This window comes from Rathayibacter sp. AY1H3 (assembly GCF_002932015.1).
Map to the genome: position 1 here is coordinate 28,105 of NZ_PSUU01000033.1, position 19,294 is coordinate 47,398.

Below are 19,294 nucleotides of genomic sequence, written 5' to 3' on the forward strand. Positions count from 1 at the left end.
GCGCCGTCAGGCGCCGCGGACCACGAGGCCGTGCTCGACCATCGCGTCGAGCACGGCCTCGACGTGCGCCCGGGGGGCGCCCGCGGGCGGGGCGCCGTGCTCGGCGACGACGGCCCCGGTCAGCGCGTCGACCGTCGCGGGCGTCCCGAGAACGCGCCACAGCACCGGGCCGATCCCGGTCAGCGTCTCGACCCGCTCGTCGAGGAGGCAGCTGACCACTCCGTCGCGCTCGACCCACTCGACGCCGGCGGCGCGCGCGAGCAGGCCCGGGCCGGGCGCCGCCGGATCGGCCTCGGGTGCATCGGCGACGACCGGTGACGGCTCCCCGATCCGCTCGAGGAGGGGCAGCACCGTCTCCGCCTCGCGGTAGCGGAGCACCCGCGCCCCGCCGACGGAATCGAGCAGCCCGGCGAGGTGGTGCAGCGCCGCGGGCAGCCGTGCGAAGTGGCTCAGCTCGGGCAGCAGCACCGAGAGCGCCTCGTCGAAGGCGATCGGCTCGAGCCGGGGCTCCGCCGGGCCGGACGGGTCGCGGGCGATCAGGAGCAGGGCGGCCAGGCGCAGCGGAGCGTCCGGCAGCGGCTGCAGGCCCATCGCGGCGGGGGAGCGGTGCCGCTTCCAGTCGCCGCCGTCGAGGAGGGCGACGGGCTTCCGGAACGGCAGCACCCGCCCGTCGCGGCGGACGGCGAGCGTCTCGTCGGTCACGTACCCGTACCGGCGCGCGGCGAGGCTCACGAGCGTCGACTTCCCGGCACCGGGCCGGCCGGCGAACGCGACGACGCGGCCGTCGGGCAGGGCGACCGCGGCGGCGTGCACGCTGAGCAGCCGGCCCTCGCAGGCGTCGGCCGCCGCGAGGGTGAGCGCGGCGCCGATGTGCTCGGCGAGGGCGTCCTCGGTCGGCTGCGCGATCACTCCGGGCTCCCCGACCGGCTCGGTCAGCGACACCCGGTACTCGGAGCCCGGGCGATCGGCGTCGTCGTCCACGTCGGTCCACGACTCCTCCACCTCCGCCACGAAGCGGTCGGGGACGGTGTCGTCGAAGGTGAAGCGCACGCCGAGCCCGAAGGGGGCGCGGATCAGCCGGCGGGTCATGTCAGGTCCTGTCCGTCCGTCGGAGGTGGTCCCACGCGAGCGGAGCCGTGCGGGCGCCGCGGCGCAGCCGCCGCCACCAGCCGGCCGCCACGTCGATCCGGCGCGGGCCGATGGCGGGGTCCGCGGCACGCAGTGCGTGGGGAGCGGGGAAGACGGCGCGGGCGAGGAGCAGCGGCCGCTGCCGCCAGCCGGCCGCGCGCACGGCCTGCACCCACCCCGCGGAGGCGTGGGGCGAGCTCGCGTTGATCCGCCACGTCCGCAGCTCGGCCGCGGGCACCTCCCCGGCGCGCGCGCGGATGCCGAGCGCGTCGAGGAAGGGCTGCGCGGTCTGGACGGCGCCGAGCTCCTCCGCCGCCGCCCGGAGCGGAGCGTGCAGCTCCGCGCGGGCGGCCACCGCCTCGACGAGCAGGTCGTAGTCGGAGGGCCGCGTGAGGCGCGGGTCGGTGATCTGCCAGGCGTCGCGGAGCGCGTGCAGCGCCAGCACGAGCGCCGAGTCGGCGACGCTGGCGGTCGCGACCGGACGGCCGGCCAGCTCCACGATCCGGTGCCGGCTCCACAGCGCCTCGAAGGCGTCGCGCGGCGGCACGAGGAATCCCGGCCACCGCCAGTGCACGTCGATGTCGACCGGCCACGCGGCGTGCCGGTAGGAGCGCGAGTGCTTGGCCGCGAGCGTCGGTCCGTCCGGCCAGGGCCGCTCGGTCCAGCCGTCGGCGGCCAGGAGGGCCAGGATCCGGGGCAGGTCGTCGGGGGCGACCAGCAGGTCGACGTCGCCGGAGGCGCGGGGCGGCCGGAGCCGGTCGGCGGCGGCGGTCGGTCCCTTGAGCACGAGTGCGCGCAGGCCCGCCGCGTCGGCCCGCCGGTGGACGAACGCCGACACGAGCGGCACGGCCTCGTCGGCCCAGAGAACGCCCACGAGCTCCATCCGGTCAGTATTCCAGCGCTCCCGCGGCCCGCGGAGCCCGGCCGGGCTCGGTGGAGCCGGGCGCTCGTCTCGGTGAGGATGGGCGCGCGGGCCGCGGGGGCGCCGCGCGGAGGCGGGCGGGGCGGCGGATGATCCACGGGGGAGCGGGCGGCGCCGGGCGGCCTCCGGTGGCGCTCGCGACCAACAACGGCGACATCGGCGGCGGCGAGGTGATGCTGCTGAGCATCGCGGAGGCGCTCGAGGCGCTCGAGGTCCCGGTCGTGGTCGTCGGCCCCTCGGAGCCGCGTGCGCTCGTCGTCGCCGCCCTCGCCGCCGGCCACCGGGTCGTCGAGCTCGAGGCCACGGGCAGACCCGCCTGGATGCGCGCGCTGCGGCGCTGGGACGCCTCCTCCCGCGAGGGCGTGCTGTGGTGCAACGGGCTGGTGCCGGCCGTCGCGACCGCAGGGCGTCCGCGGCGGATCGTGCATCTGCACCAGCGCCCGTCCGGCCTGCAGCGGCTGCTCGCGCCCGTGGCCCGCCGCGGCGCGCTGGCGACCCTCGTCCCCTCCCGCTACCTGGCGGGGGTCGTCCCCGGGTCGACCGTGCTGCCGAACTGGAGCCGCCGCGTCGACCTGCCGGAGGCGCGGCCGCGGGAGGACGGGACGACCGTCCTCGGCTTCCTCGGGCGTCCCTCGCTCGCGAAGGGGGTGCGGGTCCTCACCGAGGCGCTGGCGCTGCTGGAGGCCGGGGAACCGGGCGCGTATCGCCTGGTGCTGGCGGGCGAGCCCCGGTTCGTGGCGGAGCGGGAGCGTCGCGAGGTGGAGGCGGCCCTCGCTCCGGTCGCCGCTCTGGTGGACCGGCCGGGGTGGATCGAGCCCGGCGACCTCTTCTCGCGGATCGACCTCCTGGTGGTGCCGTCGGTGCAGCCGGAGTCGTTCGGCCTGGTCGTGACGGAGGCGATGTCGGCCGGCGTCCCCGTGGTGGTGAGCGATGCCGGTGCGCTCCCCGAGGTCGTCGGCCCGTCGATCGACGCCACGTTCCGAGCCGGGGATCCGCGGGCTCTGGCCGAGCTGATCAGAGCCCGGAAGAAGAGAGGACTATCGGAGTCGCGGGAGAGGGATCGTGCCCGCTGGAACGATTCCTACTCCCCGTCCTCCGGGAAGTCGGCTATCGACGGACTTCTGGCGCGGATGGCCCTCTCCGATGATTCCTGATCCTCCCGCCAGGAGACCGATCCGCTTTCCGAGGAATGCCGCGGGGAGCCTCTCCTCCTCCCTCGGGAAAGGACGACGATGACCCGCGAACCGGAAGTCCTCAGAGTGCTCGGACTGTTCCTCAAGCACCCGACCCTGCGCCTGGCTCCGGGCGAGCCCTTCGCCCGCGGGAGGCTGCCGTACCGGGCCGACCTCCTCCGGGACGACTCGACGCGGCTCCTCGTCCCCGGTCACGCGTCTCGGCCCGCGCACGTGAAGCTCCGCGACGTCGTGGAGCACCGCACGGGGCTGAACGTGGACACGCAGCTGCGCGCACTCCGGGCGGTCCGCTCGGCCGACGCGGTGCTCTGCGTGCTCGAGCCGGAGGCGGGCCTCCCCGCCCGGCTCCGGCGCGCGCGGCTCGGGCCGTACGGCCGCACGCCGCTCGTGGTCCTCTCCTGCTGGTGGGCGGAGGAGCTGCTCACCGGCTCGCCGGAGCGGCGCCGACAGGTGGTCCGGCTGCTCCAGGGCGTGGACCGGCTCGTCGTGCTCAGCGAGAACCAGCGCGAGGTCTTCGCCCGCCACGGCGTCGACGAGCGGCGGATCGCACCGGTGCTCTTCGGGGTCGACTCCGACTACTACCGGCCCGTTCCGCCGCGTCCGAAGCGGTTCGAGGTGCTCGCCGTCGGTGTCGACCGCGGGCGCGATTTCGACTCGCTGGTCGCCGCCGCCGAGCGCCTGCCGCACCGGCGGTTCGACATCGTGACCACTCCTGCGCGGCGGCCGTCCCGGGCGCTGCCGGCCAACGTCGTCCTGCACGACCCCGTCCCGGTCGATCGGCACCGCGACAACCTGCGCGACGCCGAGCTCGTCGTCGTCACCAGCCACGACCTCGCCTACCCGACGGGCCAGAGCGTCCTGCTGGAGGCCTCCGGCTGCGGGACCTGCACGGCGGTCACCGCGAGCGCCGCGATGACCGGCTACATCCGCGACGGCGAGACGTCCTTCGCGCTGCCCCTGCACGACCCGGCGGGGATCGCGGCGGTGCTGGAGGCGGTGCTGAGCGACGACGGGAAGCGGGCCGAGGTCGCCCGCGCGGGCCGGGAGCGGGTGCTGGCCGGGCTGAACGCGCGGCGCATGTGGGCGGGCGTCCGCGCGGTACTCCGCGACGCGGTCCGCGAGCGCGGCCGCGCCTGAGCGGCGGTCGGCCGGGGCCGCACCGGGCGACCTCCGCCCCACCGGGAAGGGCCCGCCGACCGGGACCTCCGCGCCCCGGATCCGTGGATCCGCGCCGGATCGGGTGGACGCGGGAGGCGCTACTCCGGCGGCAGAGCGCGGGCGCGGGCGGACTGCTCCGCGAGCAGAGCGAGACCCGCGCCGATCACGACGAACGAGATCGGGGCGAAGAACACCTCGCCCAGCTGCGTCGCGCACAGCAGCACCAGGATGCTCGCCGCGCCGACCGCGTGCCCCGGGCGGCTCCCGGCCCCGGCGGCCGTGGTCGCGAAGCCGGCCACGAGCACGGTGCCGACGACGCCGACGAGCAGCACGACGCCGCCCTCGGCCATCAGCGCCAGGTAGGAGTTGTGGAAGAACCAGTCGATCCCGTCGACCCGCGCGGTCGCCTCTCCGAGCCCGGAGCCGGTCCACAGCGAGAGCGCCACCTTGTCGACCGAGGCGTCGAGGATGCGGGCGCGCAGGGCGTCGGAGCCGGCCCGCTCCACCCCGTAGCCGCCGGCCGTCGCCAGGTTCCGCTCGGCCCAGAGGAACAGCAGGACGAGGCCGCCGCCGAGGAGCGCGCGGAAGAGCAGGCGCAGGTACGGCGCCGCGACGAGCCACACGAGCGCGCAGGCGTAGGCCGCCATCGACGTGCGGGAGTCGGTGGCGACGACCGCGGCGGCCCCGAGCGCGAGCACGCCGACCCGCAGCCACAGCCGCGAGCTGAGCGCCGAGACCAGCAGCGCCGCCGCTCCGTAGACGAGACCGGCCACGTTCTTGTCCTGCAGGTAGCCGGTCAGGGCGCCCTGGTAGCTGTCCGGGGCGAGTCCCGCGACGAACAGCACGGCGTTCAGCGACAGCGCCGCGGCGAGTCCTTTGAGCCCCGAGACCACGTCGATCCGCCCGCTCGCGAGGAAGCCCGCGGCGAGCATGACGAGCGCGATGTTCGCCGCCCGGCGCAGGGCGTCGAGGCCGTCGAAGGACGAGCCCGCGAGGACGAAGGCGAGCAGGGCGAGGCACAGCCACGGGTACCACGCGGCCCGTCCGAGACGGCGGGTGGGCCGCCGGAAGAGGCTGACGAGGACCAGGGCGGCCAGGGCCGTCTGCGCCAGCGGGACGCTCCCCGGGAGGAAGGGGGTGGGGAGCCGGTAGACCAGGAGGCCCATCAGGACGGCATCGAGTATCCGAGCGGAATGTGCTATCGGAAAGGCCTCGTGAACGAGCGGGGAACGCCTCTCGACGACGATCTCTCCCCCTGGCGCGGACATGTCGTCATCCTCGCAGAAAGGGCCTCCCGAGGGGTCGGGGACCGCCTAGGGAAAGGCGCTCCGCATTGCTAGCGTGACCGACACCTCAGCATCGTCGTGCGGCGCATGCGCGGCACGCAGAAAGGTGCGCAGTGACTGTCGTCGATCTCATCGCATTCATCCGGCGGAACTGGCGGACCCTCGTGGTCGCCGTGCTCGTCGGAGCTCTGGCGATGGCCGCCTTCTCGTTCCTCACTCCGAAGGTCTACGAGTCGAGCTCGGCCGGATTCGTGATCGCCGCGAGCGACGGCAGCTCGGCCGATGCGATCAGCGGGTCGCAGACCGCGGTGACCCGGGCGAACGCCTACCTGCCGCTGATCTCGAGCAGCGCCGTCTCCGAGCGGATCGAGGCCGACCCGGAGGCGAACCCCGGCGGAGATGCCCTGAGCGGCCGCCTCACCGCGAGGGTCGCTCCGGGCAGCACCCTGATCGAGGTCACCGCCGCGGCCGGGACCGCGCAGAACGCCGCAGCCCTGGCCAACGGGGCGCTCGCGGCGCTGGCGGCCGTCATCACCGACATCGAGACGCAGTCCACCGCCGACCGCACACCGCAGATCACCGTCGTCCCGCTCGAGAACGCGGAGCCGCCCGCCGCCCCGACGAGCCCCGACTGGGTGCGGAACATCCTGCTCGGCGCCCTGGGCGGCCTGGTGCTCGGCTTCGGTCTCGCCTTCCTCCGCCGGGCCCTCGACATCCGCGTGCGGACCGTCGACGACCTCACCGAGCTCTTCGGCGTCGGCGTCCTCGGGCGCATCCCCAAGGCCGGACGCCCGGGCCGGACCGGCGGCCGCCGCGGCACCGACGCGCTCACCGCGGAGGCGTTCCGCTCGCTCCGGACGGGCCTGCGCTTCTCCAGCGTCGACGAGGAGACGCGCAGCGTCGTGATCACCAGCGCCAACCAGGCCGAGGGCAAGTCCACGATCGCCGCCGGACTGGCCCGCGTCACCGCGGAGTCCGGGCAGCGCACCCTCCTGGTCGACGCGGACCTCCGCCGGCCCTCCGTGGCGCGGATGCTGGACATCGACGGCGCCATCGGCCTCAGCGAGGTCCTCAGCCACCAGATCCCTGTGGACGACGCGATCCGCCCCACCGGTACCGCGGGCCTCTACGCCCTCCCGGCCGGGCACATCCCGCCGAACCCGTCCGAGATGCTCGGCTCCGAGGCGATGCGCGCCCTGGTCGCGCGCCTCTCGAAGGACTACTTCGTCGTCATCGACGCGCCGCCCGTGCTGCCCGTCACCGACGCCTCCATCGTCGCGACCGTCGTCGACGGCGTCGTCTTCGTCGTCGCCTCGAACCAGACGCACCGGCCCGAGGTGGTCGCCGCCCGGCGGATCGTCCAGCAGGTCCGCGCCCGCGTGCTCGGCACCGTGCTCAACATGGTCACCGCCCGCGACGGCGACACCGGGTACTACTACTACGACCGCAAGAACGCGTACTACGCCGAGCCGCAGCCGGCGACGGGGCGCAAGCGCGCGGCGGCGGCACCGCGCCGGTCCGAGCTCGCCCCGGTGGAGTCGCGGGCCCTGCCTCCGCAGACGTCCCGCCGGGCGGCTCGATGAGCGGGCGCCTGCTCCTGCTCTGCCATGCGAACGTGGCCCGGTCGCCCTCGGCCGAGCTGATCGCGGCGCGCCTGCTCGGCGCCGGCTCCGACTGGCGGGTCGAGAGCGCGGGAACGCACGCGGAGGCCGGCCGCGGGATCGACCCCGAGCTCAGCGATGCGCTGCGGGCCCGCGGACTCTCCACGGCCGGGCACCGCGCGCGCCAGGCCGACGGCCGGATGCTCGCCGGCACCGATCCCGTGCTGGTGTTCGAGGCGGGCCAGCGGGAGTGGGTCACCCGCCACTTCCCGGCCGCCGCGCGCCGCACCACCACGGTCCGCCGGGCGGCGCGGCTGGCGGGAGCCGCCCCCGGCGTCCCGCTCCTGCGACTGCTCGCCGACGACACCGCCCCCTACGGCGCCGAGGACGACTTCGCCGACCCGTTCGGGCGCGGACCGGACGTCGCCGCGGCGGCCGTCGAGGACATCGACGCCCTGCTCCGGGTGATCCTCCCCGCTCTCGGCGCTCTGCCCGTCGGCGCGGAGCCCCCGGCCGCCACCGTCCGGAGCACCCGCCGCTCGCTCCGCCGGGACCGCGCCGCCGAGACGGTCGCGAGGTGACCGCCGAGGGGGTGAGCGTTGTGATCCCGCACTACGGCGACCCCGCGCCCGCGCTCGCCCTCGTCGAGCGGCTCCGCAGCCAGGAGTCGCCCCCCGCCCTCGAGATCGTCGTCGTCGACGACGCCTCCCCGGTCCCGTTCCCGGCCGGGATCGACGGAGTGGAGGTCGTGCGGCGCGAGCGGAACGGCGGCTTCGGCGCCGCGGTGAACACGGGCGCCGCCCGGGCGCGCCACCCGCTGCTCCTGGTGCTCAACAGCGACCTCGTCGTCGGACCCTCCTTCCTCCGCGACCTGCTCGAGGCGGGACGGCCGTGGCTGCCCGCGGTCGTCGCTCCGGACCTCGTCGACGCGGGCGGGGAGCGGCAGTGGGTCGGCCGGCGCTTCCCGCGGCTGCGCCACTACGTCGTGGAGTGGCTCACTCCGCTCGCGCGCTGGCGCCCGCGGCTGCACGCGGCCGTCGGCCACGACCCGCGGTGCGCCCCGGGCGCGACGGTGCCGGTGGACTGGGTGGTGGGCGCCGTGATGCTGCTGCCCGTGGCCGAGTTCCGCGCGGTCGGCGGGTTCGACGAGTCCTTCCACATGAACTGCGAGGAGGTCGACCTCCAGCGCCGGCTGCGCGAGCGCGGCGTGCCCTCGGTCTTCGCCGGCTCCGTCGTCGCCGAGCACACGGGAGGCGGCTCCTCCGACCCCGCGCGCCGGCTGGTCTGGCTGGTCGCCTCGCGCCTGCGCTACGCCCGCAAGTGGGGCGGATGCCCCGCCGCCCTCGCCGCGGCCCTGCGCGCCGCCTCCGCCGTGAACCTCGCCGCCAACGCGGTACGCGCCGCCGCCGGCAGCGACGTGCGCCCGCTGGCCGTCCTCCGGCGCGAGCTCCGGCTCGTCGCCGCCGCCGAGGCGGCGTCCCGGTGAGCGGGCCCGTGCTCGTGGTGAGCCCGGTCTTCCACGGCTACTGGGAGGCGCTCGAATCGGCGCTGGCCCACCTGGGCGACGACGTGGTCGTCCACCGCTACGACGCCGCGACCGGGCTGGGCCACGTGCGCGACGCCCTCGGCCACCGGCTCCCCGGGGGCCGGCTCCGGCGCTCGTCCATGCGCGCCGAGACCGACCGCGCGATCGCGGCGCTGCGGGCCGTCCGGCCCCGGGCCGTCCTCGTGGTGAAGGGTGACTCCCTCGGTGACGCCTGGTGGGAGGAGGTCGGCCGCGCCGGCGTCCCCGTGGTGCTCTGGCTCTACGACGAGCTCCGCAACATGGCGCACCCCGTCGACCGCCTGCGCTCCCTCGCCGGGGAGGCGGTGTCGATCGTCAGCTACTCCGCCGCCGACGTCGCCGAGCTCGCCCGCGCGGGGGTTCCGGCCGGGCACCTGCCCGACGCCTTCGACTCCCTCCTCTCCTTCCGCCCCCGCCCCTCCGCCGCGGTGACCTTCGTCGGCGCCCGCTACCCCGAGCGCGAGCGCGTGCTGCGGGAGCTCGCGGCCGGCGGGGTCGCGGTCGAGGCGTACGGGCGGCAGTGGTCGCGGCACCCCTGGGACGTGGCGCGCACCGGCCGCTGGCGCTCGGCCGGCGTCCCCGCCCGCCGCGACGTCCCGCGGGCGGGCTACTACGGAGTGATGGCCGGCTCGACCGCGACCCTGGCGCTGCACGGCGCGGGCCACGGCGGGCTCTCGATGCGCGCCTTCGAGGCGCCGGGCGTCGGGGCGCTGACCCTGATCGACCGCCCCGAGGTGGCGGAGTTCTACGAGGTGGGCAGCGAGGTGCTCGTCTTCGAGGAGCGGGACCAGCTCGTCGAGCACGTGCGGCGGGCGGGCGCGGACCCCTCCTGGGCGCGGCGCATCCGCGAGGCGGGCGCGCGACGCACCGGCGCCGAGCACACCTTCGTGCACCGGATGCGGGAGGTGAGGGCACTGTGGCGCTGACGCACCCGACCGACCTGGAGGCCTGGCGCCGCTGGCAGCGCGGCCGCGACCCGCTGCGCACCGCCCGGGCGGCGCTGCGGGGCTCCGAGCCGACCCGCCTGGTGCTGCACGTGCGCGGCGACCGGCCCGCGGTCCTGCTCGCGGTGGAGGCGTCGACGGCGAGCGCCCTCGCCTCGACCGCGGCCTCGCTCGCTCCTCTCGGCGGGGCTCCGGCGGCGGTCCTCGCTCCCTCCGGAGCCGGCGACGCGCTGTCCGGGCTGCTGCCGGGCCGCTGGAGTGCGCACCCGGTCGACCCGGAGGCGGACCCGCCCGCCGAGATGCGGGGCCTCCGCGCCGTGATCGCCACCGGCCACTTCCTCGCGGCGGGAGCGGCCGCCCACCGCTGGTCCGGAATCCTCGGCGCCCGCTTCCTGGTCGTGCAGCACGGCCTGCTCACCCCCTCCGCCCCGCCGCTCCCGCCCGGAGCGACGCTGCTGGCGTTCTCGGAGGAGGACGCGGCCTTCTGGACCTCCGGCCGCAGCGACGTGGAGACCGAGGTCGTCGGCAGCCAGCTGCTCTGGACCGCGTCGCGCCGCCCGCGCCCCGAGCGGCTCGAGGAGCGGCCCCTGTTCCTCGGCCAGCTGCACGGCGCGGAGCTGCCCCGGCGGACGGCCGCGGCCACCGCCTCCCGCTTCTGCCGCGAGGCGGGCGCCGACTACCGCCCCCACCCCGCCGAGGTCGACCGCCGCTCGCGCTGGCAGCACGCGCGGTGGGAGCGCCGCGGCATCCGGGTGCTCCGCGGCGGCGACCTCGCCGCGCAGGCCCGGCCGGTCGCCTCGATCTTCTCGACCGGGGTCCTGGAGGCCGCGGCCGCCGGGATCCCCGCGTGGGTCGTCTGCGAGGACCCGCCCGCCTGGGTGCTCGAGTTCTGGAGCCGGTACCGGCTCGCGCGCTGGGGCGGGGAGACGCCGACCGCGGCTCCGCCCGTCCCGTCCGTCGAGCCGGCCGTCGCCGTCGCCCGCCGGGCACTCGCCATCGCCGAAGGAGGCACCCCGTGACCGTTCTCTGCGTCATCCCCGTGCGCGGGGGCTCGAAGGGCGTCCCGCGCAAGAACGCCCGCCCCGTCGCGGGCCGCCCGCTGGTGGTCTGGAGCATCGAGCAGGCGCTCGCTGCCGGTCTCGACGTGCTCGTGTCGACCGACGACCCCGAGCTGGCCGCGATCGCGGAGGGGGCGGGAGCGGACGTGCCGTTCCTCCGGCCCGCCGAGCTGGCGCGCGACGAGACGGCGACCGAGCCCGTCGTGCTCCACGCGATCGAGCACCGGGCCGCGCTGGGGCGCCGCCCGGACGCGGTGATGCTCCTCCAGGCGACCTCGCCGATCCGGCTCCCGGGCACCCTCGCCCGCGCGCTCGAGCAGTTCGCCTCGACGGGGGTCGACTCGCTGGTGGGCGTCGTCCCGCAGACGCCGTTCCTCTGGCGGCTGCAGGAGGGGGCCGCCGTGCCGCAGTACGACGTCACGGCCCGGCCGCGGCGCCAGGACCTCGCCGAGGCCGACTTCTTCTACCGCGAGACCGGGTCCCTCTACCTCACCCGCACCGAGGTCTACGAGCGCGAGCGCAACCGGATCGGCGGCCGGGTCGGCCTGTTCGTCATGGACGAGGCGGAGGGCGGGGACATCGACACCGAGGCGGATCTCGCGGTGGTCGAGCAGACCCTCCTCGGCCTGTCGGCGGGAGGCGGCGCATGATCATCGACCGGCACCTCGCCCCGTTCATCGTCTTCGCCGAGGACCCGGTGCTCACCGCGCTGGCCAAGATCAACGCGAACAAGCAGCGGATCGTCTTCTGCGTCGACGGGCACGGGATCCTCCGCGGGTCGGTGTCCGACGGCGACTTCCGCCGCTGGATCATCGCGAACCCGACGGCCTCCCTCGACGTCCCGGCCCTCGCCGTCGCGAACACCGCCGTCCGCACGGCGGGAGCGGACGAGCCGGCCACCGCGATCGTCGCCCGGCTCGGCCGCGACGGGATCAGCCACCTCCCGCTCGTCGACGATCGCGGGCACCTCGTCGCGATCGCGGTCGAGGGCGACCGGGCGCTGCGGATCGGCCGCCACGAGGTGGGCGACGGCCACCCGGCCTTCCTGATCGCGGAGATCGGCAACAACCACAACGGCTCGGTCGATCTGGCGCGGCGGCTGGTCGACCTCGCGGTCGAGGCGGGCGCCGACGCGGTGAAGTTCCAGCTGCGCGACCTCGACTCCCTCTACCGGCGCGCCGGCGGGGCCACCGCGGGGGAGGACCTCGGCGCCCAGTACACGATCGACCTCCTGCGCCGCTTCTCGCTGCCCGCCGAGCCGCTCCTCCGGGTCTTCGACCACGCGGCCGAGGCCGGGATCGACGTCCTCTGCACCCCGTGGGACGCCCCGAGCGTGCAGGCGCTCGTCGACTACGGGATCCCGGGCCTCAAGATCGCCTCGGCGGACCTCACCAACCACGGCCTGATCGAGGACGCCGGCACCCGGGGCCTGCCCCTGCTGCTCAGCACCGGGATGTCCCGCGAGTCCGAGATCCTCGAGTCGGTCGCGCTGCTGCGCTCGCTCGGCACCTCCTTCGCCCTGCTGCACACCCAGTCGACGTACCCGGCGCCCTACCGCGACCTCAACCTCGCCTACCTCGACCGGCTCGCCGAGATCGGCGGCGGCGTCGTCGGCTACTCCGGCCACGAGCGGGGCTGGCACGTCCCCGTCGCCGCCGTCGCCCGCGGGGCCCGCATCGTCGAGAAGCACTTCACGGTCGACCGGGGGATGGAGGGCAACGACCACACGGTGTCCCTGCTCCCGGACGAGTTCCGCCGCATGGTCGGCGAGATCCGCGACATCGAGGACTCGCTCGGCACGCGCGAGGCCCGATCGGTCTCGACGGGGGAGTCGATGAACCGCGTCTCGCTCGCGAAGTCGCTGGTCGCCTCCCGCGACCTCTCGATCGGGGACGTGGTGCGCGCCGCCGACGTCGTCGTCCGCAGCCCCGGCCGGGGCCTCCAGCCCAACGAGCTGCCGCAGCTGCTCGGCCGCGCGCTCCACCGCGACGTCGAGGAGGGCGGGTTCTTCTTCGCCGGCGACCTGCGCGAGAGCACGCCGTCCGGCCGGCCGTTCCGGTTCCGCCGCCCCTGGGGCCTGCCGGTGCGGTACCACGACCACGCGGCGCTCGCCGCGGAGTCGAACGCCGACTTCCTCGAGTTCCACTTCTCGTACCGCGACCTGGAGATCGAGCCGGACGACGTGTTCACCCGCCGCCTCGACTCCGGCTTCACCACCCACCTGCCGGACCTGTTCGCGGGCGACTTCCTCGTCGACCTCGCCTCCTTCGACGACGACGTGTGGGAGCGCTCGATCGCGGAGGTGCAGCGCACCGTCGAGACCACCCGGAGCCTCGCGCGCTGGTTCCGCCAGGAGGAGGACCCGATGATGGTCGTCACGATGGGCGGCTTCACCCGGCACGCGCACGTGGCTCCGGATCAGCGCGCTCCCCTCTACGAGCGCGTCGCCGACGCCCTCGAGCGGATCGACGCGAGCGGCGTCCGCGTGCTGGCGCAGACCCTCCCGCCCTACCCGTGGCTCATGGGCGGGCAGCAGTTCCACAACCTCTTCGTGGACCCGCGCGACACCGCCGAGTTCGCGGCCGCGACCGGCACGCCGCTCTGCCTCGACGCCTCGCACACCAAGCTCGCGGCGAACCACCTCGGGCTCGCCTTCTCGGAGGCGGTGGCGCTGCTCGCTCCGCTCAGCGCGCACCTGCACCTCGTCGATGCGACGGGTGTCGACGGCGAGGGGGTGCAGATCGGCGAGGGCGAGATCGACTGGCCGGACTTCGCGGCGTCGCTCGACGAGCTGGCGCCCGGGGTGCCGTTCATCCCCGAGATCTGGCAGGGGCACGTCAACAGCGGCGAGGGCTTCTGGACCGCGCTCGAGCGGCTGGAGGAGTGGCTGTGACCCCGCTCGCGCTCTGGGCGGTGCCGGTCGGCGAGTTCGGCGGGGTGGCCCGCCACGTCCTCGACGCCGCCCGGCACGGGATCCCCGGCCACCGGCTCGTCGTGCTCTGCCCGGAGGGAGCGCTCGCCGAGCGGCTGCGGGAGCAGGGCTCGGCCGTGACGACCGGGCGCTTCGGAGTGTCCGCCGGTGCCGCCGCCTCCGTGGCGACCCTGCGCGCGACCGCGGCGGCTCTCCGCCCGGCGATCGTCCACTCCCACCTCGCCCACGCCGACCTCGTGGCCGCGGCGACCCCGCTGCCCCGCGGGGTCCGCCGCGTCACGACGGAGCACGGCATCGCCGGGCCCGACGTCTACCACCGCACCGCCCTGCGGGCGCGGACGACCGCGGCGGCGCACCACGCGCGGCTGCGGTCCTTCGACGGCGCGATCGCCGTCTCGGAGGCCACCCGCCGCACCATGATCGAGAAGTGGCGGCCGAGCCTGCCGGTGCAGGTCGTGCTCAACGGAGTCGACGCCGCGCCCCGCGACCGCGAGCCGGGGGAGCCCGGGTCGCTCCGGGTCCTCTCGCTCGCGCGCCTGGCGCCGGAGAAGCGCCTCGACGCGCTGCTCGAGGCCTTCGCGGTGCTGCGCCGGCGCGTCCCCGGCGCCACGCTGACCGTCGCCGGCGAGGGGCCGCTCGACGGCACCCTGCGCGCCCGGGCCGAGCGGCTCGGCCTCGGCGACGCCGTGTCGTTCCCCGGCTTCGCCGATCCGGAGGCGGCGCTCGCCGCGGCGGACGTCGTCGCCCAGCTCTCGGTCTGGGAGAACTGCTCCTACACGCTGCTCGACGCGGCCGCCCGCGGGATCGGCGTGGTCGCCTCCGCGGTGGGCGGGAACCCCGAGATCGTCGAGCGGGACTCGCTGGTCGACGCCGACGACCCGGAGGCGGTGGCCGCGGCGCTGGAGCGGCAGGCGTCGAGGGCCGCGGCTCCTCGCGCCGTGCGGGACGTCGCCGCCATGTGCGGCGGGATCGCCGCCGTGTACGAGGGGGTGGCGGCGTGAGCGGCGGGTCCCTGCGACCGGGGCTGCGCACCCTCCTCTCGCTGGCCGGCGCCGCCTCTCCGGGCTGGATCACCGCCGCCGTCGCGGGCTCCCTCGCGCTCGCGGTCCTCGACACCCTGGGCGTCGCCGCGATGGTGCCGCTCATGGCGCTGCTCACCGGGACCGACACCACCACGGGCGCGCTCGGCGTCCTCTCCGGCGTCCTCGGCTCGACGGACGTCCAGACCCTCCTCCCGATCATCGCCGGCTTCGTCGCGGTCGTCTTCGTGCTCAAGAGCGCCGGGACGATCGTCTTCCGGTGGTGGCTGCTCGGCCGCACCACGCGGATCTCGGCCGACGCTGCGACGGAGCTGCTGCGGCGGTACGTCCTCGCGCCCTACGCCGTCCACCGCTCCCGGCGCCTCGCCGAGGTGTACCGGACCATCAACGACGCCAGCGCGCAGGCGGCCGGCGTGCTGCTCGGCGTGATCGGCATCGCCTCCGATCTGCTGGTGCTCGTCGCGATCGTGGCGATCCTGCTGGTCGCCTCGCCGGTCGCGACCCTGTTCGCGGCCGTCTTCTTCGCGGTGCTGCTCGGCGGCGTCCAGGCCCTCCTGCGGCGGCGGCAGGGCCGGATCGGCGAGGAGATGGCGGAGGCGGCGCTGGAGTCGTGGCAGTTCCTGCTCCCCTCGCTCGACGGGTTCCGCGAGGCGCGCCTCACCTCGAGCGCGGCGAGCCTGGTCGCCGGCTTCAGCGGGGCCAAGCGCCGCAGCGCCCAGGCTCTGCGCTCCCTCTCGCTCGTCTCGGAGCTGCCGAAGTACCTGCTCGAGATCGGCTTCGTCGTCGCCGTCGTGGGCGTCTCGGGGATCCTGGTCGCCACCGGCTCCGGCGCCGAGGCGCTCTCCGTCCTGGGCGTCTTCGCGGCCGCCTCCCTCCGCGCCCTGCCGACCCTCAACCGCGTCTCGGCCACCTTCGCGATCGTGCGCAGCGGCCAGGCGGGCCTGCGGATCGTCTCCGAGGCGGCCGAGGAGCTCGCCTCCGAGGGGGCGCACGACGAGAGGCCCGGGCCGGGCGGCCGCTACTCCGGCGACATCGCGCTCGAGCACGTCACGTACCGCTACGCCGACTCCGACGTGGACGTGGTGCGGGACGTCTCCCTGGTGATCCAGCGGAACGCCACGACCGCCTTCGTCGGATCCAGCGGCGCCGGCAAGAGCACCCTCCTCGACCTGGTCCTCGGCCTGCTCCCGCCCACGAGCGGCCGGATCCTCTGCGGCGGGCGGCCGATCGACGAGGACCCGGCGGCCTGGTACGCGGGGCTCGGCGTGGTGCCGCAGGACGTGTTCCTCCTGGACGCGACCGTCGCCGCGAACGTCGCCTTCGGGGTGCCGGCGGCCGAGGTCGACCACGAGCGCGTGCGCGAGGTGCTGCGGACGGCGCAGCTCGAGGAGTTCGTCAGCGGGCTGCCGCAGGGTCTGGACACCCGCGTGGGCGAGCGCGGCGTCCGCCTCTCCGGCGGCCAGCGCCAGCGGCTCGGCCTCGCCCGGGCGCTGTACCGGCGCCCCTCCGTCCTCGTCCTCGACGAGGCGACGTCGGCGCTCGACAACCGCACGGAGCACGAGATCTCGCGGGCCGTCGCCGAGCTGCACGGCAGCATGACCGTCCTCGTGGTCGCCCACCGGCTCTCGACCGTGCGCGGCGCCGACCGGCTGCTCTTCCTCGACGGCGGCCGGATCGAGGGGGCCGGCACCTTCGAGGAGGTGCGGGCCGCGCACCCCGGCTTCGCCCAGCTCGTGGCGCTCGGAGAGCTCTCGTGAGCGGGGGAGGCCCCCGGTGGTGACGCGCGGCGACGTCCGCTCGGCGCTGCTGGCGCCCCTCCGCCGACGGGGCACGACGGTGCTGCTGCCCGGCGAGTCGTTCGGGGTCGGGAACCTCGCCTACTTCTGGCTGCAGGCCCACGCCCGCCGGAGCCGCGGGGTGCCGACCGCGGTGCGCGCGACGCGGAGGACCGCGGAGTGGGCGGAGGTCTTCCCGCGGGTCCTCGAGGAGCTCGTGGTGCCCCCGGCGGAGATGTCGTTCTTCAGCCCCCGCGAGCTCGGGAGCGTCCACCAGGAGCTCGGCGTGGAGTTCACAGCGGACGAGCTGGCGGACTTCGTCGCGACGATGCTGCTCCCGCCCGGCGGCCCCTTCACCGCTCTGGTGGCGGCGGCGCGACCGGAGGCGGACCTCACCCTGAACATCCGGCGCGGCGACTACTACAGCGTCCCGGCCTTCCGCGGCCGCTACTCCTTCGACGTGGTCGAGTACGTCGACGCGGCGCTCGCCCTGGCCCGCGAGCGGGAGCCCGTGCGCAGCGTCCTGATCGTGTCGGACGACCTCGACTGGTGCCGGGTGAAGCTGGCCCGCGTCCTCGAGGGCGTCGAGGTGCGCTTCCCGGGGGCGGGGACGCCGGTGCCGCAGCAGCTCGCCCTGCTGGCCGCGTCCCGCCGCCTGGTGCTGACGAACTCGACCTTCTCGTACTGGGGCGCGCATCTCGGCGACCACGTGCACGGCGGCGCCGACGTGATCGCGCCGTGGTTCCACAGCCGCGCGTGGAACGGAGGGGCAGCGACGCAGCTCGACCCGCGCTGGCGGGTGGTCCGCGACCTCCCCGGCGGCTGGGACGGCTGACGCGGCGCGTCCAAGGCGGGCGGCTGCGCGGGTGCGCGCGCACGGCGCCGGACGGGTGCGTCTGCTGGGCGCGTCCGCCGCGACGGTGACGGCCGTGACGGGCGGGCGCCCCGACCTCGCGGTCTACGCGGGCGCGGCGACCGAGGCGGGCCGGCTGGAGCTGCTGCCGTTCCTCCGCGAGCAGGCCGTGTCGATCACGGCCCACCGCTTCGGCACGCCGGACCATCTCACGGACGGGCTGCTCTGACCGGCGCGATCCGACCGGCGTGATCAGACCGGCGTGATCAGACCGGCCGCCGCGAGATCCCGCTCCGGTGCGCCCGCTAAGGCGTGTCGCGTACCGGAGCGGCGTCTCGCGGAGAGGGCGACGGAGGAACGACCGGGCGGAGAGGGGTCAGCCGCAGGCCGCACGTCAGTCCGCGTCAGCTCCGCGGCGGGTCCGCAGGGGTGGAGCGCGCGTCGTTGCTGGCGCGCGGGCCCTCCGGGAGGAGCGCGGCGCGTCCCACGCCCGATCGACGGCGGCGGCCGGGGTCAGCAGGATGTGCGCATGACCCGCCAGGAGAACGTCCGGCGCACCGCCGCGCCCGCCCGCGCGCCACGCACGCGCCCGACCGTCGGCTCCGCCTTCGACCCGCGGTCGAACAGCATCAACGCCCTGCGGCTCGGGCTGGCGGTCCTCGTCATCGTGTCGCACTCCTTCCCCCTCGGCGGCTACGGCGACGACCCCGGGCTCGGCGGCTCCACCCTCGGCGCCTGGGCGGTCGGCGGGTTCTTCGCCACCTCCGGCTTCCTGATCACCGCGAGCCGGCTGCGCTCGCGATCGCTGGTCGACTTCCTCTGGCGGCGCTTCCTCCGCATCTATCCCGCCTTCCTCGTCTCGCTCCTGGTCGTGGCCTTCGTCGCCGCACCGCTCGCGTCGCTCCTCCTCGGAGCCGGCGAGTACAGCGCGGCCGGGGCGGTGCGCTTCGTGGTCGCCAATGCGGCCCTCTACATCCGGGAGTACGGCATCGCGGGGATGCTCGGCTCCATCCCCTACCCGGGCGCGTGGAACGGCTCGCTCTGGAGCCTGTTCTACGAGTTCGTCAGCTACGTCGTGATCGGCCTGCTCGTCTCCCTGGCGCCCGCGCGCTGGGTGCGCCCCCTCGTGGTCGCGGGATTCGCGGGCCTCACCCTCGTCGCGGCGGTGCTCGCGACGGACCTCGTCCCGTTCCCGGCACCCCTCAACCAGACGGTGACGCTCGTCGGGTACTTCCTCGCCGGCGCGCTCGTGCACCTGTACCGCGACCGCCTCCCCCTGACGGGCGCACTCACCGCCGTCGCGGCCGTGCTGCTCGTCCTCGTGATCGCGACCGGCCTCTACCGCGTGCTCGCCGGCCTCCCCCTCGCCTATCTGATGGTCGCGCTCGGCGCCCGGCTCCCCCTGCGTCGAGTGGGCGCGACCCACGACGTCTCCTACGGGATGTACATCTACGCGTTCCCCGTGCAGCAGCTGCTCTCGCTGGCGATCGTCGGAGCCGGAGCCGACGTGCCGCTCTGGGCCTACATCGCGCTCTCGGTCGCAGCGACGGTCCCCCTCGCGTGGGCGAGCTGGCTGCTGGTCGAGCGCCCCGCGATGCGGCTGAAGCGCCTCACCGCCCGGGCTCCCGTCGACGTCGAGGGCCACGTCCTGCGCTGAGAGCCCGGAGCCGAGAGCACGGAGCCGCGAGCCCGGAGCCGTCCTCGCACATCCGCCCGCCCGCAGCCGTCCACGCCCGGTCGCGCCCCCGGAGCCGCCGAGGGGGAAGGAGTGCGACACGATGACGAGGACCGCCAGCCCGAGCCGCAGGGCGTTGATGCTGTTCGACCGCGGGTCGAAGGC

General features: G+C 75.8%; 16 protein-coding genes and 1 pseudogene. 14 read left to right on the forward strand and 3 right to left on the reverse strand.

All coding sequences use genetic code 11. The features are described from left to right. Window positions 1-6 precede the first annotated feature (6 nt). The gene (locus C5C33_RS13060; protein WP_104261310.1) at window positions 7-1,089 is read right to left on the reverse strand and encodes a PqqD family protein; all 1,083 of its coding nucleotides are present in this window, start codon (window positions 1,087-1,089) and stop codon (window positions 7-9) included. Window position 1,090: 1 nt separating this feature from the next. Next, window positions 1,091-2,011 carry a nucleotidyltransferase family protein gene (locus C5C33_RS13065; protein ID WP_104261311.1) on the reverse strand — a complete coding sequence of 307 codons (921 nt, stop codon included), beginning with the start codon at window positions 2,009-2,011 and terminating at the stop codon, window positions 1,091-1,093. 128 nt (window positions 2,012-2,139) lie between these two features. Between C5C33_RS13065 and C5C33_RS13070 the strand changes: the two genes are divergently transcribed. Both C5C33_RS13070 and C5C33_RS13075 read left to right on the forward strand, forming a co-directional pair. Beyond that, window positions 2,140-3,204: a glycosyltransferase family 4 protein gene (locus C5C33_RS13070; RefSeq protein ID WP_104261312.1), complete on the forward strand. Its 1,065-nt coding sequence runs from the start codon at window positions 2,140-2,142 to the stop codon at window positions 3,202-3,204. 78 nt (window positions 3,205-3,282) lie between these two features. Next, complete coding sequence (locus C5C33_RS13075; protein WP_104261313.1) at window positions 3,283-4,380, forward strand: glycosyltransferase family 4 protein; 1,098 nt, start codon at window positions 3,283-3,285, stop codon at window positions 4,378-4,380. 119 nt (window positions 4,381-4,499) lie between these two features. Here the strand turns inward: C5C33_RS13075 and C5C33_RS13080 are convergent, their stop codons facing one another. Next, window positions 4,500-5,567: an O-antigen ligase family protein gene (locus C5C33_RS13080; protein ID WP_104261314.1), complete on the reverse strand. Its 1,068-nt coding sequence runs from the start codon at window positions 5,565-5,567 to the stop codon at window positions 4,500-4,502. Window positions 5,568-5,800: 233 nt separating this feature from the next. On the opposite strand from C5C33_RS13080, the gene C5C33_RS13085 reads away from it, so the two are divergent. From C5C33_RS13085 to C5C33_RS13140, 12 genes and pseudogenes are all read left to right on the forward strand, one after another. Next, on the forward strand, window positions 5,801-7,270 hold the full coding sequence (locus tag C5C33_RS13085; protein WP_104261315.1) for a polysaccharide biosynthesis tyrosine autokinase: 1,470 nt from the start codon (window positions 5,801-5,803) through the stop codon (window positions 7,268-7,270). Beyond that, on the forward strand, window positions 7,267-7,869 hold the full coding sequence (locus C5C33_RS13090; protein WP_104224517.1) for a hypothetical protein: 603 nt from the start codon (window positions 7,267-7,269) through the stop codon (window positions 7,867-7,869). Before C5C33_RS13085 ends, C5C33_RS13090 begins: the two co-directional genes overlap by 4 nt. Further along, complete coding sequence (locus C5C33_RS13095; protein ID WP_104261316.1) at window positions 7,866-8,774, forward strand: glycosyltransferase family 2 protein; 909 nt, start codon at window positions 7,866-7,868, stop codon at window positions 8,772-8,774. Before C5C33_RS13090 ends, C5C33_RS13095 begins: the two co-directional genes overlap by 4 nt. Beyond that, window positions 8,771-9,778, forward strand: a complete 1,008-nt coding sequence (locus C5C33_RS13100) for a glycosyltransferase (RefSeq protein WP_104247949.1) — start codon at window positions 8,771-8,773, stop codon at window positions 9,776-9,778. The genes C5C33_RS13095 and C5C33_RS13100 overlap by 4 nt, the downstream gene beginning before the upstream one ends. Further along, complete coding sequence (locus tag C5C33_RS13105; RefSeq protein ID WP_104261317.1) at window positions 9,769-10,815, forward strand: hypothetical protein; 1,047 nt, start codon at window positions 9,769-9,771, stop codon at window positions 10,813-10,815. The genes C5C33_RS13100 and C5C33_RS13105 overlap by 10 nt, the downstream gene beginning before the upstream one ends. After that, window positions 10,812-11,504, forward strand: a complete 693-nt coding sequence (locus tag C5C33_RS13110; protein ID WP_104238355.1) for a cytidylyltransferase domain-containing protein — start codon at window positions 10,812-10,814, stop codon at window positions 11,502-11,504. The genes C5C33_RS13105 and C5C33_RS13110 overlap by 4 nt, the downstream gene beginning before the upstream one ends. After that, window positions 11,501-13,747 (forward strand): N-acetylneuraminate synthase family protein, encoded by a 2,247-nt coding sequence (locus tag C5C33_RS13115; protein ID WP_104261318.1) that lies wholly within the window; start codon window positions 11,501-11,503, stop codon window positions 13,745-13,747. Before C5C33_RS13110 ends, C5C33_RS13115 begins: the two co-directional genes overlap by 4 nt. Further along, window positions 13,744-14,787 carry a glycosyltransferase family 4 protein gene (locus C5C33_RS13120; protein WP_104261319.1) on the forward strand — a complete coding sequence of 348 codons (1,044 nt, stop codon included), beginning with the start codon at window positions 13,744-13,746 and terminating at the stop codon, window positions 14,785-14,787. Before C5C33_RS13115 ends, C5C33_RS13120 begins: the two co-directional genes overlap by 4 nt. Then, the gene (locus C5C33_RS13125) at window positions 14,784-16,583 is read left to right on the forward strand and encodes an ABC transporter ATP-binding protein (RefSeq protein ID WP_104227195.1); all 1,800 of its coding nucleotides are present in this window, start codon (window positions 14,784-14,786) and stop codon (window positions 16,581-16,583) included. The genes C5C33_RS13120 and C5C33_RS13125 overlap by 4 nt, the downstream gene beginning before the upstream one ends. Window positions 16,584-16,602: 19 nt before the next feature. Further along, window positions 16,603-17,436, forward strand: coding sequence for an alpha-1,2-fucosyltransferase (locus tag C5C33_RS13130; RefSeq protein ID WP_146085784.1), 834 nt, complete (start codon window positions 16,603-16,605; stop codon window positions 17,434-17,436). A gap of 43 nt (window positions 17,437-17,479) precedes the next feature. After that, a pseudogene (locus tag C5C33_RS13135) lies at window positions 17,480-17,683 on the forward strand (hypothetical protein); the annotation flags it as partial. A 300-nt stretch (window positions 17,684-17,983) separates the two neighbouring features. After that, window positions 17,984-19,111: an acyltransferase gene (locus C5C33_RS13140; RefSeq protein WP_104261321.1), complete on the forward strand. Its 1,128-nt coding sequence runs from the start codon at window positions 17,984-17,986 to the stop codon at window positions 19,109-19,111. Window positions 19,112-19,294: the final 183 nt, after the last annotated feature.

Excerpts from the sequence above, each read along its gene's own strand:
- C5C33_RS13060 (WP_104261310.1), bottom strand. The coding sequence starts at position 1,089 with ATGACCCGCCGGCTGATCCGCGCCCCCTTCGGGCTCGGCGTGCGCTTC.
- C5C33_RS13065 (WP_104261311.1), bottom strand. The coding sequence starts at position 2,011 with ATGGAGCTCGTGGGCGTTCTCTGGGCCGACGAGGCCGTGCCGCTCGTG.
- C5C33_RS13070 (WP_104261312.1), top strand. The coding sequence starts at position 2,140 with ATGATCCACGGGGGAGCGGGCGGCGCCGGGCGGCCTCCGGTGGCGCTC.
- C5C33_RS13075 (WP_104261313.1), top strand. The coding sequence starts at position 3,283 with ATGACCCGCGAACCGGAAGTCCTCAGAGTGCTCGGACTGTTCCTCAAG.
- C5C33_RS13080 (WP_104261314.1), bottom strand. The coding sequence starts at position 5,567 with ATGGGCCTCCTGGTCTACCGGCTCCCCACCCCCTTCCTCCCGGGGAGC.
- C5C33_RS13090 (WP_104224517.1), top strand. The coding sequence starts at position 7,267 with ATGAGCGGGCGCCTGCTCCTGCTCTGCCATGCGAACGTGGCCCGGTCG.
- C5C33_RS13115 (WP_104261318.1), top strand. The coding sequence starts at position 11,501 with ATGATCATCGACCGGCACCTCGCCCCGTTCATCGTCTTCGCCGAGGAC.
- C5C33_RS13140 (WP_104261321.1), top strand. The coding sequence starts at position 17,984 with ATGACCCGCCAGGAGAACGTCCGGCGCACCGCCGCGCCCGCCCGCGCG.